This window comes from Enterococcus malodoratus (genome assembly GCF_027659535.1).
GTDB lineage: Bacteria > Bacillota > Bacilli > Lactobacillales > Enterococcaceae > Enterococcus_A > Enterococcus_A malodoratus.
Genome location: NZ_JAQDPG010000010.1, coordinates 19,603 through 36,045, shown reverse-complemented (window position 1 = coordinate 36,045; position 16,443 = coordinate 19,603). Strand labels below are relative to the sequence as shown.

The 16,443-nt window shown below is 39.1% G+C and carries 15 protein-coding genes; 8 read left to right on the top strand and 7 right to left on the bottom strand.

Features of this window, described 5'->3' with window-relative positions:
* Positions 1-4 precede the first annotated feature (4 nt).
* The 3 genes from PGP85_RS15790 to PGP85_RS15780 form a co-directional block, all read right to left on the bottom strand.
* Positions 5-1,762 carry an ABC transporter ATP-binding protein gene (locus PGP85_RS15790; RefSeq protein ID WP_270328395.1) on the bottom strand — a complete coding sequence of 586 codons (1,758 nt, stop codon included), beginning with the start codon at positions 1,760-1,762 and terminating at the stop codon, positions 5-7.
* Entirely contained in the window at positions 1,755-3,482 is a 1,728-nt protein-coding gene (locus PGP85_RS15785; protein ID WP_270328394.1) for an ABC transporter ATP-binding protein, read from the bottom strand. Before PGP85_RS15785 ends, PGP85_RS15790 begins: the two co-directional genes overlap by 8 nt.
* 148 nt (positions 3,483-3,630) lie before the next feature.
* Positions 3,631-3,996: a MarR family winged helix-turn-helix transcriptional regulator gene (locus PGP85_RS15780; RefSeq protein ID WP_270328393.1), complete on the bottom strand. Its 366-nt coding sequence runs from the start codon at positions 3,994-3,996 to the stop codon at positions 3,631-3,633.
* Between the two features lie 150 nt (positions 3,997-4,146).
* Between PGP85_RS15780 and PGP85_RS15775 the strand changes: the two genes are divergently transcribed.
* Positions 4,147-4,713: an NADPH-dependent FMN reductase gene (locus tag PGP85_RS15775; RefSeq protein ID WP_010740957.1), complete on the top strand. Its 567-nt coding sequence runs from the start codon at positions 4,147-4,149 to the stop codon at positions 4,711-4,713.
* Positions 4,713-5,012, top strand: coding sequence for a hypothetical protein (locus tag PGP85_RS15770; protein ID WP_270328392.1), 300 nt, complete (start codon positions 4,713-4,715; stop codon positions 5,010-5,012). Before PGP85_RS15775 ends, PGP85_RS15770 begins: the two co-directional genes overlap by 1 nt.
* A gap of 40 nt (positions 5,013-5,052) precedes the next feature.
* Here PGP85_RS15770 and PGP85_RS15765 read toward each other — a convergent pair whose 3' ends face one another.
* Complete coding sequence (locus tag PGP85_RS15765; protein WP_270328391.1) at positions 5,053-6,588, bottom strand: helix-turn-helix domain-containing protein; 1,536 nt, start codon at positions 6,586-6,588, stop codon at positions 5,053-5,055.
* A gap of 299 nt (positions 6,589-6,887) precedes the next feature.
* On the opposite strand from PGP85_RS15765, the gene PGP85_RS15760 reads away from it, so the two are divergent.
* From PGP85_RS15760 to PGP85_RS15750, 3 genes are all read left to right on the top strand, one after another.
* Positions 6,888-7,109: a helix-turn-helix domain-containing protein gene (locus PGP85_RS15760; RefSeq protein ID WP_251867092.1), complete on the top strand. Its 222-nt coding sequence runs from the start codon at positions 6,888-6,890 to the stop codon at positions 7,107-7,109.
* Positions 7,110-7,270: 161 nt separating this feature from the next.
* Positions 7,271-8,056: a putative ABC transporter permease gene (locus tag PGP85_RS15755; RefSeq protein ID WP_178981420.1), complete on the top strand. Its 786-nt coding sequence runs from the start codon at positions 7,271-7,273 to the stop codon at positions 8,054-8,056.
* A 194-nt stretch (positions 8,057-8,250) separates the two neighbouring features.
* Positions 8,251-9,444, top strand: coding sequence for a 3D domain-containing protein (locus PGP85_RS15750; RefSeq protein ID WP_270328390.1), 1,194 nt, complete (start codon positions 8,251-8,253; stop codon positions 9,442-9,444).
* 177 nt (positions 9,445-9,621) lie between these two features.
* Here the strand turns inward: PGP85_RS15750 and PGP85_RS15745 are convergent, their stop codons facing one another.
* Positions 9,622-10,986 carry an MATE family efflux transporter gene (locus PGP85_RS15745; RefSeq protein ID WP_270328389.1) on the bottom strand — a complete coding sequence of 455 codons (1,365 nt, stop codon included), beginning with the start codon at positions 10,984-10,986 and terminating at the stop codon, positions 9,622-9,624.
* Positions 10,987-11,073: 87 nt separating this feature from the next.
* Here PGP85_RS15745 and PGP85_RS15740 point away from each other — a divergent pair, with 87 nt between their 5' ends.
* Positions 11,074-11,892, top strand: coding sequence for a MerR family transcriptional regulator (locus PGP85_RS15740; protein ID WP_270328388.1), 819 nt, complete (start codon positions 11,074-11,076; stop codon positions 11,890-11,892).
* A 388-nt stretch (positions 11,893-12,280) separates the two neighbouring features.
* Positions 12,281-12,706: a transcriptional regulator Spx gene (spx, locus tag PGP85_RS15735; protein ID WP_090403228.1), complete on the top strand. Its 426-nt coding sequence runs from the start codon at positions 12,281-12,283 to the stop codon at positions 12,704-12,706.
* Between the two features lie 67 nt (positions 12,707-12,773).
* Here the strand turns inward: spx and ahpF are convergent, their stop codons facing one another.
* Together ahpF and ahpC are read right to left on the bottom strand one after the other, a co-directional pair.
* On the bottom strand, positions 12,774-14,306 hold the full coding sequence (gene ahpF, locus PGP85_RS15730) for an alkyl hydroperoxide reductase subunit F (RefSeq protein ID WP_090403226.1): 1,533 nt from the start codon (positions 14,304-14,306) through the stop codon (positions 12,774-12,776).
* Between the two features lie 150 nt (positions 14,307-14,456).
* Positions 14,457-15,020, bottom strand: coding sequence for an alkyl hydroperoxide reductase subunit C (gene ahpC, locus PGP85_RS15725; protein ID WP_010740945.1), 564 nt, complete (start codon positions 15,018-15,020; stop codon positions 14,457-14,459).
* A 299-nt stretch (positions 15,021-15,319) separates the two neighbouring features.
* On the opposite strand from ahpC, the gene PGP85_RS15720 reads away from it, so the two are divergent.
* The gene (locus PGP85_RS15720) at positions 15,320-16,327 is read left to right on the top strand and encodes a TPM domain-containing protein (RefSeq protein WP_270328387.1); all 1,008 of its coding nucleotides are present in this window, start codon (positions 15,320-15,322) and stop codon (positions 16,325-16,327) included.
* Positions 16,328-16,443: the final 116 nt, after the last annotated feature.

The window sequence follows — 16,443 nt, the reverse complement described above, 5'->3', positions numbered from 1 at the left end:
CTTTTCAGCTTTTTGAAAATTGTGCTTGATATAACTTCTTGTAAGCTCCATCTTTTTGCAGTAAGGCTTGATGATTGCCGATCTCGACGATTTGTCCACGATCCAGCACAAGGATTTGGTCGGCGTTTTGGATCGTCGACAAACGATGGGCGATCACGAAACTTGTGTGGTTTTTCATCATTGCAAGAAAAGCACTTTGGATTTTTTGTTCGGTCAACGTATCTACGGAACTGGTTGCTTCATCTAGAATCAGCATCGAAGGACGGCTGATCATGGTACGCGCAATCGTCAATAATTGTCGTTGACCATCAGAAAGCTTGATTCCAGCTTCACCCACGATGGTATCCAATTTATCTGGCAAGCGCATCACGAAATCATACATATAAGCATCTTTCAATGCAGCATAGATTTCTTCATCGGTCGCAGATTTTCGTCCATAGCGTAAATTCGATCGTAAGCTGCTGTCCATCAACCAGGTTTCTTGCAGAACCATCCCGAATTGCTGACGCAAACTGTCACGAGTCAAATGACGAATGTTCGTGCCGTCAATGGTGATTTGTCCGTGATCCACTTCATAGAAACGCATCAAAAGATTGACTAGTGTGGATTTTCCGGCACCGGTTTTTCCGACGATGGCGATTGTTTCACCAGGTTCGACGGTTAAATTAAAGTTTTCAATCAATCGCTGATCTTTTTGATAAGAGAAATCTACGTGATCAAAAACGACGGTTCCTTTGGCATCAGTCAACGTGATTGCGTCTGGATCATCTGCTTGTTCAACGGGTTCTTTCAGTAATTCGAAAGAGCGGTCAAGCCCTGCGATCGCTGTTTGAATCTGGATCGTGATCCCGGAAAGTTCGATGAAAGGCTTCGTGAACTGACTGGAATAGATCGTGAAGCTGGAAATGATCCCAATCGTCACATTGCTGTCGGTTTTTAATGCTAACAAACCACCTACAAGACCTACCATTAAGTAAGCCAAATGATCAACAAAACGTGAAGAAGGGTTAGTCAAGGAAGAGGCGAACTGCGCCTTCTGTCCTCGGACATAGAGTTCTTGATTTAATGCTTCAAAGTTCGTTTGGTTCTGTTCCTCTCGTTGAAAAGCTTTAACGATTTTTTGATTGCCAACCATTTCTGTAATGAACCCAGAAATCGAACCAACTAATTTTTGTTGACTCGTAAAGTATTGCTGCGAGGTACGAGCCACGATATAAGTCAGCAAAAAGATGATCGGTGTTGCTACCAAAACTACCAGAGTCAGCATGGGACTAAGGTAGAGCATAAAGACTAAAGCAACTAAGACAACGGTCATGCCAGAAAAAACTTGATTAAAGATGGCCGAGATCGCCGTTGAAATATTATCCATGTCATTGGTAAACCGACTGACGATATCACCTTTGGAGCTTTGATCGTAATAGCTCAACGGCAATTTATTTAGATGAGTAAAGGTTTCTTCCCGTAATTTGGCAACAGAGTCAAAAGCGACCGTATTTCCTAAGCGCTGAATGAAATATTGACTGATGACCGTCACTAAAAAGATACCGACAAACAATTGCAGAATCTGGAAGAGTCGCGTGAAATCAACCGCACCTTGATTGACCATTTGATCGACAGCTACACCGATATAATAAGTCATCAAGACAGAGGTGATTCCGCTGGCGATACCTAAAATGATTGCAGCGATCAATTCTTTTGGATACGCGGTTAAGTAAGGAAGAAATAGTTTTAATGAACGGAAAAAGTTCTTTTTCTTAATCATTAGATTGCCCACCTTCCTCTTGCGATTTCACCAGTTCTTGATAAAGCTCAGATTCCTGCAATAAGACTTCATGTTTACCTTGAGCAGCGATCTTTCCATTATCCATTAACAAAATAGTTTCGGCGTCTTGAATTGAACGTAGACGTTGGGAAATAATAATGACACCGCAATCTAAATCGCGTTTTAAGGCTTGGCGCAAATCTAAATCTGTTTGATAATCCAATGCTGACAATGAATCATCTAAAATCAGCAGCTTCGGTTTACGAATCAATGCACGGGCGATGGTCAATCGTTGACGTTGGCCGCCGGAAAAGTTTTTCCCATTCTCTAGGATAAGTGTGTCCAGTCCCTCCGGTAATGTTTCGATAAATTCGGCAGCTTGGGCAGTGGCTAAGGCTTCCCAACAGTCTTCATCAGAAGCATCTTTTTTCCCCCATTGCAGGTTTTCGCGGATTGTTCCGCTGAACAAAACGGCCGTTTGTGGAACGAGCGCGAGTTCAGACCGCAAGCTGTCTAATGACCAGTCCTCTACATTACTTCCAGCAAAGGCAACGGTTCCTTTAGAAGCATCGTAAAAACGTGGAATCAAACTGATCAACGTTGATTTTCCGCTGCCGGTCGCTCCGGTAATACCAAGAATCTTATTCTCTTTCAAGGTGAAAGAAATGTCTTGTAAAGCTAGCCCAGATTTTTCTGTATAACGAAAATCGACATCGTTAAAAACTATCAAAGGTGCTTGTTCATTGACTTGCTGTGTCGAGCCAGTATCAGTTAGAGTTGTATCTGTTGCAAAAACCTCGTTGATTCGATTCGCCGAAGCGGCTGCCCGAGTGAAAAGCACGACCAGATTTGAAACAACGATTAAGGCTAAAAGCATTTGGTTCATATAATTAATCAGAGCCAAAACTTGTCCCTGTTCTAAATGTCCGATATTAACTTTGAAACCGCCAAAGTAAAGCAAGGCAACAACACCGGCATTCATAATCAGTGTGGTACTAGGAGAAAGCAGGGCAGAAATATTGGCAACCTTTTGATTCAAACGAGAAATTTCTTCAGTTTCTTTATTAAAATGGTCAGTCTCGGTCTTTGTGCGGGCAAAAGCACGAATCACCCGAACACCGCTCAAATTTTGGGTGACTAGTTGATTCAACTGATCCAGTTTTTGCTGAATATTTTTGTACAGAGGGACAGAATAATGAATAATCAAAAAGAGAATCACACAGAAAAGCGGCAATAAAATCAAGAAAATGATCCCCATTTGCCAGTCAATGTAAAAAGCCATGATGACCGAACCAATACTTAGAAATGGCGCGCGAACGACTAAGCGGATCAGCATCGCTAAAGCCCCCTGCATTTGATTAATGTCATTGGTCATCCGGGTAATCAACGTATCAGTACCGAAACGATTCAATTCATTATGAGAAAAACTGTTAATTTTTTCCATCAAACGATTTCGCAAGACCGTCCCAAAGCCCTGGGAAGCAATCGATGCGTAGTACTGACAAATAAGTGCGCAAAGTAAACCAACGATTGATAACCCTAGCATAGCAATCGTCATCTCGATGACCTTGCCTTGATTGTGCTGAGCGATTCCTTCATCAACTAACCGAGCCATGAACAACGGCAGGATCAGTTCGAAGACGGCTTCTAAAAATTTGAAAAAGGGGCCAAGAATAATCTGTTTACGATAATCTTTGGCGTAACGTAAAAGCTGAAACATGTAAGTTCCTCCAATATATAAAGTAAATAATAAGCAGAATAGGATCGCTTCTATTGTAACTTACTTGTCAAACAAGGCCGAAAGATATACCTGCAAAAAAAGAAAAGGTATTGAATGAACGGAGAAATTTCTGTTCACTCAATACTAGTTAATTCTTGTCAGCTCGGGTTAAAGTAGTTGCTAATAAATTTAGGCTATTCGCTATTCCTTTTAATTCATCTTCAGTTATTTGACTGAAGATATCATCAAGTAATTCATAACGTGTTCTTTCGATCAACTGGAGGATTTCGGTTCCTTTTTCTGTTAAGGCGACTTGGCGAATTCTTCGGTCATTATCATTATACGAAGAAACAAGCAGTCCTTGCTTTTCAAATTTATCAATTTGCCGACTGGTTGATGAATGATTTTTTCCTAATTGGTTGGCTAAATCCCCAATACTGATTGTCTGACTTACTCCTACACGAACGATGATGGGTAGTAAATTTTTATCGTCTTTGATGCCTGCCTTTTTCAAAAGAGTAGTGTCGTGTCTCGGATCATTAAAGAAGTTTACAATCTGAAAGAGGGATTCAAAAATATCTGTTTTCATAGTTGTAATTATAGCATAGCTGTACTATAATGTGTGCAAATTGCACATAAAATTTTTTAGAAAGCGTGAAGTGGTATGAAAAAGAAAATCGGTATTATTTTAGGCAGTAATCGACCAACTAGGATTGGCGAAGAAATCGCGAATTGGGTCAAGAAGCAGATGGAAAACGAAAAACTAACGATTGATATCATTGATTTGGCAGTGATCAATCTGCCTTTTTTGGATGAACCAGATATTCCGGCAATGGGAAATTATCAAAAGGAGCATACAAAAAAATGGAGTCAATTGATTCAGCAATACGATGGCTTTGTCTTGCTGTTTCCACAATATAATTGGGGATATCCAGCAGTGATGAAGAACGCGTTGGATTTTCTTTATTCGGAATGGAGTCATAAGCCCGTAAGTATCATGGTTTATGGCGGACATGGCGGTTTTCAAGGATTGATTGCAATGAAATTAGTTACTCAAGGATTAAATATGTATAACATGTCTGTTAATCCGCCTTTGAGTATTTCGAAGGAAATGTTCGATGAAAATAATCAGTTTATTGCTATTGATCAAGCCTTTAAAAGGGTTGCGCCACAAGTCAAGATGGTCTCAGAAGAATTTATAGATCTATTTTCTATGGAAGGAGGGAGCTGATGAGCATTTTTCGAAAAATTTTTGGCGGGGGACTTTTAGGTCTCGCTCTAGTTTGTTTAGGGTTGTATCTCTTTAATTTTGTCTTTGAAAAACATGAAGTTCAGGATGAAGCGCAACGAGAGGAGTTTGTTAAAGATAATGTGGACAATCAAACCATTTCTAGCATTTTTGATTGGAGTCAGGAAGACAATGCACATGATCGACGGGTTAGAAAAATTGCATTACTTGTTATTGGTGTTGGATCGGCAAGTATAGGGATTCTTGCTTTTCCTAATAGAAAGTCCGCTTTCTTGTCGTAATAGTTTTCTGAATTAAAAAAGAGTAATAGAAAAAATTCTATCACTCTTTCATTTCCACTTCTATCATAGCAAGTTCTTTTTGTTTTGAAAGTTCGCTGATCATTTCTTGGATCCAGCGTGTACTCTGACTCGTTAAGAAAGGATCGATAACGACGACTGGGTACTCTTCTGGCAACCCTTCGGATGAACCTGTTGTAATTAGGCAATCATAATCATGCAGTTCTTCCTTCAGATTGGGGATACCGCCGGATAATTTTTCAAAATGAATGATCGTAAAATTTCCATAGATACTGTCAGAGATTTGTTTTGCTAGAAAGCTCTCTTCTGTAGGGGCTAAATCTGAAAGCAGCAAAACTTTTTGCAGAGGCTCTTGACTAGCTAACCATTCCAAACTATAGACTTCTGTGGTGATCAATAAGTAAACATAGTTTTGAATAAAATCCTCTTCTTGAAACATCTGGAATTTTTCTACGAAACGATTTACCAGATCTCTTACTTTTTCCACACCGCGTTTATACACCTCAGAGACCTCTTGCAAAAAGACAGAACGATTTCGCCACAATACACCTAGGTATTTGCCCTGTGGATTGCACAGATAGAAGTCATTACATAAAACCGTAGCTAAATCTAACCGATTCATCTTTGTTAAACGATCTCCCAGCATTTGGTTAAATTCTTCAGCTAACGCATAATGCTGCATGAACATTTTTTTATATTTCGGATTTTCGGTCATTGCTAATTCGCGATGTAATAGACTGAATACAATAGCATCTGAAAAAGTCAGCCAGAGAGTATCGCGCAGCATTTCAGGTGTAAGTTTTAACCCTACTCCTTCTTTGACGGCTTGCCTCAATTTTTTATAGGAGACATCCATTGGTAGAAGGATTCCTTCTGTTCTCAGTTCATCTTTTGGAAAATCATGTCCGCTTTTAATCCGCCAAAAACTGATATACATATTGTAAATTAGCCGTTTTTGGAAAATATATTTCTGATGGATTTTATTAACCTTCACAAAATCTTGTACATATTGTTCGAGGATATGATAATGATTGGATGGTAATTTCGGAAGCGTGCTTTCGAATGCACTTTGCCGCTCACTATAAAAACGATAATAGAAGTTGCGAATTTCTCCCTCGTTTCCCTCAATTCGTAATGGACGGTAACATAGTTTCATCCCGGCCATCGTCAATGTTTGCTCGATTTTTTTTAAATAGCGCTGTGTATTAGAAGAACTTAGATACAATTTCTTTGCCAGCGCAGTAATATTCTCACATTCCTCATATAAAAGTTCTTCAATGATTTGAAACTCAGGACAGGTATTCAAAAAACTAGCATATAAATTTCCTAAACTTACCGCTTTGTCTATGACTATCCGATAGAGTCCTTTGATTTTTACAACTTGAAAACTAGGATGCTCTCCATTAATCAAATCAATATCATTCAATAAAATAGGCAACGAACAATTCAATGTACTCAATAATTGATCACTAGACAGGCCATCTCGCCGATGATACAACTGCTCCAACAGTAACAAGCGCCGTTTGTTGCTAGTTCCTAAAATTGATCGAAAATCCATTGTCATTCCTCCTCGAAAAGAACGTTTTCTATGGGAAATAGTTGAATTACCTTGTGAGATACCTTCTTTTTATACAGAATAATTTTTCGCTAAAATAATAAACGTTCGAACTTTTTTGTTCGTTAAACGTACGACAGATCTTAAAAAAACAATAATATAGTAACGATGCTCAAACAATTAAAACGTTTTCTTTATAAAAATGATAAAACTTTTCGGCTTTGATGACAAGTATTAATCGATAATAGAATAAAAATAATCTTCTTATGAGGCTTTTTTAGACGGACGAATCATCCGATGGAATGAGCGCTCGAAATCTTCAACGGAAATTGGCTGCAGAACAGACTACTTTTCATGAACAAGTTCAATTGACTAAAAAAATTCTAGCAGAGCGGTATTTGCAGGAGACTTCTTTACCAACGATCGATGTGGCCTATTTATTGGGCTATACTGAGACGAGTTCGTTTGCCAGAGCCTTTAAAAGTTGGACAGGTAAAACAATTTCTGAAGTTAAGAGTAACTAGTTCAGTGATTAAATCGCCACGAAACTGGCATTTTCTTTCTATCCATGGAATAATTACTTCTAGTACTTAATAAATTATTCATTTTAATAAAGTCTGCACTAGCAGTATTTTCCGTATTTGACTATGTGAGTTCACTAGTCACTATTATAAGGGGGTAGAAAATGGAACAAATTTTTACGATCGTAGTGCTATTATTTTTTTGCTATTCATTTATTGGCTGGTTATGGGAGACGGTCTACTGTTCAATCAAAGCCAAGCATTTTGTGTACCGGGGATTCTTATTAGGACCGATCACACCGATTTATGGTTTTGGTGTTGTTGGGGTTCTCTACTTGATTGAACCTTATCAGCGGAATATTGTCTTATTGTTTTTCTTAGCGCTGATTCTTGTTACCGCGCTGGAATATCTCACGAGTTTCTTATTGGAGAAAATATTTCATTTAACATTGTGGGATTATAAAGAGGTACCGCTGAACATCAATGGGCGTGTCGCTGTACCTGTATCGATCTTTTGGGGATTGGCCTGTGTTTTTATCGTCCGCGTCTTGAATCCCTATTTGATGAGTTTGATTATTGGCTGGCAGCAACGGTTCGGGATATTTTTACCAATGATTCTATTGATGAGTACCAGTTTTGATCTTGGCTTTACGCTAGCAAACTTAGCGTCACTGCGTCAGGCAATCAACAAGATGAGTGCGACAATTCAAGACAAAAAGGAACAAGTTCAAACCGATCTTGGAGAGTTGAAGGTAGCTGCGGAAGAGCGTCTGCAAAACCGTCAATGGCTAGCTGAAATGAAGGAGCAGCCGGAATGGCGGAAACAATTACCAAAATTGAATTTCCAAGAGCGCCGCTTCTTGAACAGCTTTCCAAACATGAAATCAAAAGAAATAAAGAGTCCGTTAACGGAGATTCGTCAGTTATCTAAAGAGTTGCGAAAAAAATAATATTACAAAATTATGACAAAAATTAGTCCCTTCAATGGTTGAGGGGACTATCTTTTTGGTGCAATTTGAAGAAAATAAAACAAATGTTACTAAAAACCGCTTTGTTTTGTAATGAAATGTAATGCGTTTGAAACAAAAAGGCCGGCTTTTTTTCGTATAATGACGAAGGGTAAATAGAAAGGTGGACTTTTTAAGTGAAAAAGCAAACGTTTGGGTTCGTTGCCACACTATTGTTGGGTGCTAACGTACTTTTACCAGTCTTTGCACAAGCAGAGTCACTGAATGATTTAGACAAAAAGGAATCCGCAATCACTCGCCAAAGCGATAAAATCAGCGGAGAATTGCAGATCGCATTGAATGATGTCAATGAAAAATATCAAGAGGTTAATGACATTCGGACAAAGATCAGCGAAAATGAAGCAACTTTGGAAAAGACCAAAGTCGACATCAAAGAGACAGAACAAAAGATCGAACAACGCAAAGAAGCAATTGCTGAGCGGATGAAAGCCGCGCAAGTCGGCGGTATGACTGACCGTTCTATCAATGCATTATTGGAGTCAAAAGATCTTGGTGAATTTTTAAATCGTGCTTTTGCGATGTCCGTTATTCAAAATGCGGAGAAAACAAAGGTAGCTAGTCTAGGTGAAGCCAAAGATACATTGACTGAACTTAAAGCAACACAAGAAAAAACACAAGCCCAATTAAAACAAGATAGTCAAAGCCTTGAAACTGAAACGACTAAGCTGGACAGTAAAATGGTGAACTTGAAACAAGAGTTGGCCGACAATAAAACGAGTTTAGAAAAAATCAGTCAAGATAAAGATGTAGAAAAAGCCCGACAAGCTGCTGAAAAGGCACAAAAAGCTCAAGCTGAAAAAGAGGCAAAAGAAGCTGAAGCTGCAAAAACAGCCGAAGCTGAGAAAGCTTCCCAGGCTGCGGCAGCACAAGAAAAAGCGAAAGCAGAAGCCGCTCCACAAGCTTCAACGGAATCATCAAAACCTGCATCGTCAGCATCCAGTTCACAACAGTCTACAACACAAACAAGTGAACAACCGAAGCAGGAAGCACCAAAACCAGCTGAACCAAGTACGCCGACAACTTCAGGTCGTACGTTGCAAATGGAATCAACCGCGTATTCATGTGCGGAATCAGTAAATACGTACTTCACAGCAATGGGAATCGACTTACGTCAAAATCCGCAAGTTGTTGCTGTTGATCCAAGTGTCATTCCATTAGGATCAATGGTAGAAGTATCAGGTTACGGCATTGCTATTGCCGGAGATACTGGTGGCGCAATCAAAGGCAATATTATTGATTGCCATTTCTCTACTGTTGAACAATGTATCCAATGGGGACGTCGTTCAGTAACAGTGACAGTTATTAGTTAATAAATTTAAGAGCCGATTGAAATCCGTTGATTTCAATCGGCTCTTTTTGCCAGTTTTACTTTCTGCTTTAGCAGATTAGTAGAATGGTATGCGTACGAAAAAATCATACCCTGATTATGAGCTAGCTCAACTTATCATTTTAGGTTAGTAAAATCGTGCACATACAAAAATTGGCATTTACAAATTATCCTGAGATATCCTTTTTTCCAAACAGTCCTCGGTTCTATCTGCAATTATATTTTTTGTACTTTTTCTTTTCTTCAACAGCGTTGCGAAAATCAAGGTGAGAGATTCTGCTATTAAAAGTGGTAGCCAAATCAGTTTGATACCAAATAATGCTGGGAGAGTAAAAATCAATAAACAATTGAGTACGATCCCGCGACTGCAGGAAATCCAGAAAGCTTGTCCCGATTTTCTGATAGAAAGAAAATAGGTGATGTAGATAATATTGATTGCTGCAGGAATGTAAGCAAGCCCGTACCATTTTAGTGCGGTATAAGCCAAAGGAATCAATGTATTATCAGTGATGAATAATTTTAGCGCGTAGGGACCAATCAAAACATAGATACTGTAAAGCAACGTGGAAAGAATCAAGTTGATAAGTAAACCTGCTCGAAAATAGTAATTGACCTTGTGGGTTTCTCTACGCCCAAAGCTTGTCCCAATCAACGGCTGCAAACCTTGTGAGATTCCAAAGAAGACACCTAGCATAATGACCATCATGTAAGTTACACCAGCAAAGGCAGTCAATCCAGACTCGCCTAAATAGTGGAGTATAACCAAGTTATAGCAAAAGATCGTCATCGGCTGGCTGATCTGAATGACAAATTCTGGCAATCCGCAAACAATGACTTCGCGACACTGTTTAACATTTACAGAGAAACGCTCAATTCGCAGTATGCCTTTTTTACGCAGAAAGTGGAACGCTAAGACGAGACAAGATAGTAATTGTCCCAATCCAGAGGCAATGGCTGCTCCTTTGATCCCCATTTGGAGCGGAAAGATAAATAGCCAATCTAAAAAAATATTACTCAATGCCCCAACGATCATTCCCCAAAAAGCGAGTTCAGGACTGCCATCATTTCTGACAAAAGCATTCCCTAAAATGGATGCGGTAAAAAAAATCGAAAATAGGCTGTACCATTTAATATAGGTAGCCGTCTGTCCCAGCAGCAATTCTGTTGCCCCAAACAAACGGGCGATCTGAGTTGAGGCAAAGAAACCGACCCCTGTTATGAATAGTCCAGCAATAATCACTAACAGTGTACTTGTCAAAAAAACTTGATTTGCTCTCTTCGTATCTTCTTTTCCTTTATAGATTGCCATAGCGGTCGCTCCGCCGATAGCTAGCATAGATGCTATCCCCGTCATGATTTGAGTAAAAGGCATGGCCAGATTCACCGAAGCTAGGGCGCTAGGACCGACACCTTGTCCGACAAACATCCCATCCACCATGTTGTAGGTAAAGGATACGATCATCGCGCTGACTGATGGCAGCACATAACGTAAAATCTGTTTATTCTTTTCTTTGTTCCCCAACATATTATTTTCTCCTCTATCTGTATTGACACGATTTTCCTATCAGTATAGACTGTATAACAATTATACAGTCAAGAGGAGTTGGGAAAATTGGAAAAAGAATTGCTCAAAATCAGCGAGTTTTCCAAGCTTTCTGGTATATCAAGAAAATTGCTGATTTTTTATGATAATTATGGATTGCTGCACCCCCATGCGACCGATCAAACCAATGGCTATCGTTACTATTCTTATCGTCAGATCGATACGGCCAGTGTGATCGTTTCTTTGCGAGAAGCAGGCATGTCATTGTCTGATATCAAAAATTATTTAAGTAAAAAATCGCCGGAAATGCTAATCAGTACTTTGGGAAAACAGGAAGAGATGCTTGAACAGCAAATCATCAAACTTCATCAAATTCAAGAAATGATTCAATCACGTATTCAACAAACACAAAAAGGGTTAGAAAGTGGAAAGCCATCAATCAAAGTGGACGATCAAAAAGAAGAAAATATTTTTCTTGGGCCACATTTGCCGGCTGATTACGATCTGACCGATGGATGGACGCATTTACCCGATTTTTATGCCAAATGTCAGGCAGAGAATATTCAATTAGGTTATACAGTTGGGACACTTGTATCTAAGAAAAATATATTGAATCAGCGTTGGGATAAGCCTAGCCATTACTATTATCGTCTTTCTCATGAAAATTATCCGCTTTATCACGTAAAGCCAGCAGGGAAATATGTTGTTGGAACAATCTATGCAGACTACGGGGAGACTGACGAGCTTTACCAAAAACTGCTTCAATATATTGAGCAGAACAATCTTGAAATCATAGGAAATGCTTATGAGGAGTACTTAATCGATGAAATCGCTGAAAAGAACAGTGCAGACTATTTGTTACAAATTGCCATTCAGATTATTAATTAGCGCGAGTGAATATTAGTGAGGATGATATATTAAAACAATTAAAAATTATAAAAAAGGGAACTTTATCATGCACAATCATCTTTTGCATTACAAGGGAAATTATTGAGTAACTAATCGCGAGAAACATTACAGGTGTTATAAAACTCTTTATATAAAGAAACAAGCAATGCCTGAACTGCTTAGAATCATTCTACATTAGTATATTAACCCAGTTTAGAATAAGTATCATTTTCAGTTATAAAAAGAACTATTTCTGTAGATTCAGATGTCATTTTCAGCTACTTTAACAAGTTAAATATTTAACAGAGGGTCAAAAGTGCTGTATCGTAATATGTGTAGAATAACTCGTGTTACTTAAAAAATGAAATTGCAGAAAGGTGTATGTAAAATGATTAAATTGTATACTTCCGCTAGTTGTACCTCATGTAGAAAAGCCAAAGCTTGGTTGAAAGAAAATGGACTAGCTTTTGAAGAAAGAAATATTATGTCTGAACCTTTAACAAAAGAAGAAATCATCGAGATCCTTTCTCTGACTGAAACAGGTACGGATGAAATTATTTCCACACGTTCAAAGGTTTATGAAAAGTTAGCGATTGATTTTGAGGAATTATCGTTGAATGAGTTGGTCGACATAATCGCGGAATATCCAAGCCTGCTAAGACGTCCGCTTGTTTTTGACGAGACTAGATTTCAAGTTGGTTATAATGAAGATGAGATTCATCAATTTATCCCGCGTGAAGTTCGCAGAGTCACTTCAAAGAAAATGGCCAGAGTCTTACTTTATTTAGATTTACAAAAAGAAAGTCTTGCATAGAGACATAATTATAGATAAATCCCCATCCAGTTCTTTTGTTAGGTAAGAACAGGATGGGGATTATTTTTTATGTTTGACGAATCAAATAATCGAAGGCTCCAAGAGCAGCTGTTGCACCAGATCCCATGGAAATGATGATTTGCTTGTAAGCACTGTCGGTACAGTCGCCTGCAGCAAAAATACCTTCAACATTCGTTGCGCCATGTTTGTCTACTAGAATTTCACCGCGATCAGTCAAATTGACTGTATCAGATAACCATTCAGTATTCGGCATTAAACCGATCAAAATGAAAACACCCTCGACATTCAGCGTATGTTCTTCATTTGTTAAGCGATCCGTGTAAGTCAATGCTTCTACATGGGAAGAACCAGTAATTTCCTTTGTTGCGGCATTGGTGATCACTGTAACGTTTGACAATGAATAAAGTTTTTCTTGCAGAACTTGATCGGCTTTCAACTCTGGTAAAAATTCTAAAACATAGATATGTTTCGCCAAGCCGGCCAAATCAATGGCAGCTTCAATACCAGAGTTCCCGCCGCCGATTACTACAACCTCTTTGTCCTTAAATAATGGGCCATCACAATGCGGGCAATAAGCGATTCCTTTATTTTTGAATTCTTTTTCACCTGGAACATTGATCGCACGCCAACGTGCACCAGTAGAAAGGATAGCAGTTTTGGCTTTTAGTTGTGCACCATTTTCCAACTCAACTTCAATCAAATCATTTTTTTGAATCGATTTTGCTCGCTGTCCCTTCATGATGTCTACGTCATATTGCTTCACGTGTTCTTCAACTTGCCGCATCAATTGTGGACCTTCCACATAAGGCGTACCGATCACATTTTCGATACCTAAAGTTTCTAAAACTTGCCCGCCAAAGGTTTCTACGACCATGCCAGTCTTAATTCCTTTACGAGCGGCGTAGATGGCTGAGCTAGCCCCTGCAGGACCGCCGCCAATCACTAATACATCGAATGTTTCTTTATCAACGAATTCATCCGCGCTTAGTGGTCCGCTGACTTTTTCGATGATTTGCTCGATTGTCATGCGACCGCTGTCGAATTCTTCATCATTCAAGAAAACTGTCGGTACAGCCATGATTTCTTTTTCATCGATTTCGGCTTGATACATCCCGCCTTCGATCATGGTGTGGGAAATTTTCGGATTAAGCACAGCCATGATATTTAAAGCTTGGACGACATCAGGACAATTGTGACAGGTTAAGCTGACGTAGGTTTCAAAGGTTAATGCACGATCAATGGATTGAATCTGTTGAATCATACTATCTTCGATCTTCGGTGCTCGTCCGCCAACTTGCAGTAAAGCGAGGATGAACGAAGTGAATTCATGTCCCATTGGCAAGCCGGCAAAAATGATTCCGCTGGCTTCAGATCCTTTTTGATTGATCTCAAAGCTTGGAGTACGTTTCAACTTTTTGGCCTCGATAGAAATTTTACCATCCATCTCTGCGACTTCAGTCAGAAAATCCTCGATCTTTTTAGAATCGTCGGATTCGTCTAAGCTTGCTGAGAAGACAATATCTGATTCCAATAAGGCTAAATATTGTTTGAGTTGTTCCTTTGTTTCGTTATCTAACATAAGCGCTCCTTGTTCTTGTTGAATGTATTTATCTTACCGGTAAAAAAATAAGCTCCATGCTTACACCAAATAAACCACTTATAGACTTGAGTAAAGTCCATTCTACTAATCTTGTTAAGACAAAATTAGTAGAATGGACAACAGGCAGACTTAAATCTTGCCGACTAAGTCAAAACTTGGTTTTAAGGTTTCGCCGTCTTCTTTCCATTTTGCTGGGCAAACTTCACCCGGATGTGTGCGAACATATTGCGCTGCACGAATTTTATCAATCAAACTGCTGGCATCACGTCCGATACCATCTGCATTGATTTCCATCGCTTGTACAATACCATCAGGATCGATGATAAAAGTTCCGCGTTGAGCTAAACCAGCTTCTTCATCTAATACATCAAAGATGCGAGAGATATGATGTGAAGGATCGCCGATCATTGTATAGTTGATCTTACCAATCGCATCTGAGGTATCGTGCCATGCTTTGTGAGTAAAGTGAGTATCGGTCGAGCAAGAATAAACCTCAACACCTAATTCTTGTAATTTTTCATATTGGTCTTGTAAATCCTCTAATTCGGTCGGACAAACAAAGGTAAAATCAGCTGGATAAAAACAAACAACAGACCACTTGCCTTGTAACGCTTCTTCAGAAACCTCGATAAATTTTCCTTGACGGTAACCTTGTGCGTGAAATGCTTCAACTTGTTTTCCAATTAATGACATGAATGAACCCTCCTGATTAAGATTGAGAATGTTTTCTCGTAATTGATAAAAGGAAATCTGAAAAATCTCAGATTAATGACCTTTTATTTAAAATAATTATAAACAGAAACTCATTCCATTGTAAATGGTTTTTTGGCAGAATGTTGAAACTATTTCTCCTAAAAAGCCCAAAAAAATGTAAAAAAAAGAATTTGCATTGACTAGACAGCTCGTTGAACAATTATCTGAAAATTTAGAAAAGCGATTGCAATAGTGATTAACAGCCTTCATAATTGATAAAAAGGAAAGCGGGTGAGGAAATGAAGCGGGTACTTTATTTTCTTTCGTTGGTAATTTTTGGACTGTTTGTAGGGGGAGCAGTTCATGCAGAAAATATTTATGTTGAAGATCATGCGAATGTGCTGTCTTCAGAGACGAAAGAGGAAATATTTCAATATAATCAAAAGTATAAGGAACTAGAATCGCGTCCGCAGTTGGCTGTTGTTACTCTTGAAGAATTGCCAGCCGATCAGTCAATCGAAACCTATGCGAACGAAAAGTTCCGCGCATTAGGGGTTGGCGATGAGGAGCATGATTCAGGCGTGATGTATGTAATCGCGGTGAAGGATCGTAAACAGCGAATCGAAGTTGGATATGGTTTAGAAGAAACCATTCCTGATTCTTTAGCAATGGATCTTATGACTGAAAAGTCCAAAGATCATTTCCGAGAAGAAAACTATGATGCAGGAGTAGCTATTGTAGCAGCCAACATTAATGAGGTCTTATTAGGAAATAAAAAGGTGGAGGATTTTAAGCCGGGACTGTTTACCAGATTGTTCTCGGGATTGACGCTCTGGGAAATTATCACGCAGCGTGTGGTTCCGGCGATTTTTGTGCTGGTAGCTATTTATGCTTTTGTTGAGCCGCCGATAGTGAAACTGCTTATTTATCGAAAAGCTAGAAAAGAGTTTGCGGCAGAACTAAAGAAGCGATTAGAAACCGCCGATCCCAAATATCAACGCTACTCAACTGGAAAGATTATTCGCTGTAGTGAACCGCCAGTCGAGACGGCGAAACAAGCTATCAAAAAACGATATGGAAAACTAAAACGAAAGCGGCCGCTTTACTTTGATTTTACGTATGCTTTTGGCACCTTGACACTATGGGGGCTGCTTTGGAAGAAACAGAAAGATATGAAGCAATATTCGGTGTATTACCATCATAGAGATACGTGGACCAGCAGTGGTTCTAGCAGCAGCGACTCAGGAGGAAGTGACTCTTGGGGCGGCGGCAGCTCTGGTGGCGGCGGTGCAAGTTCAGATTGGTAAAACTGTTGAGGAGTGTCCCTCAGCAGTTTTTTGTATTCCTGAAACCAACAACTATTTGACCAAAAAATGACAATAATATTGGTATAAATCCATAAATTCTTACTTCTTATATTATT

Coding starts and splice junctions, on each gene's coding strand:
- PGP85_RS15760 (WP_251867092.1), top strand. CDS start 6,888: ATGAGCGCTCGAAATCTTCAACGGAAATTGGCTGCAGAACAGACTACT.
- ahpC (WP_010740945.1), bottom strand. CDS start 15,020: ATGTCATTAATTGGAAAACAAGTTGAAGCATTTCACGCACAAGGTTAC.
- spx (WP_090403228.1), top strand. CDS start 12,281: ATGATTAAATTGTATACTTCCGCTAGTTGTACCTCATGTAGAAAAGCC.
- PGP85_RS15720 (WP_270328387.1), top strand. CDS start 15,320: ATGAAGCGGGTACTTTATTTTCTTTCGTTGGTAATTTTTGGACTGTTT.
- PGP85_RS15770 (WP_270328392.1), top strand. CDS start 4,713: ATGAGCATTTTTCGAAAAATTTTTGGCGGGGGACTTTTAGGTCTCGCT.
- PGP85_RS15785 (WP_270328394.1), bottom strand. CDS start 3,482: ATGTTTCAGCTTTTACGTTACGCCAAAGATTATCGTAAACAGATTATT.
- PGP85_RS15790 (WP_270328395.1), bottom strand. CDS start 1,762: ATGATTAAGAAAAAGAACTTTTTCCGTTCATTAAAACTATTTCTTCCT.
- PGP85_RS15775 (WP_010740957.1), top strand. CDS start 4,147: ATGAAAAAGAAAATCGGTATTATTTTAGGCAGTAATCGACCAACTAGG.
- ahpF (WP_090403226.1), bottom strand. CDS start 14,306: ATGTTAGATAACGAAACAAAGGAACAACTCAAACAATATTTAGCCTTA.
- PGP85_RS15745 (WP_270328389.1), bottom strand. CDS start 10,986: ATGTTGGGGAACAAAGAAAAGAATAAACAGATTTTACGTTATGTGCTG.
- PGP85_RS15755 (WP_178981420.1), top strand. CDS start 7,271: ATGGAACAAATTTTTACGATCGTAGTGCTATTATTTTTTTGCTATTCA.
- PGP85_RS15765 (WP_270328391.1), bottom strand. CDS start 6,588: ATGGATTTTCGATCAATTTTAGGAACTAGCAACAAACGGCGCTTGTTA.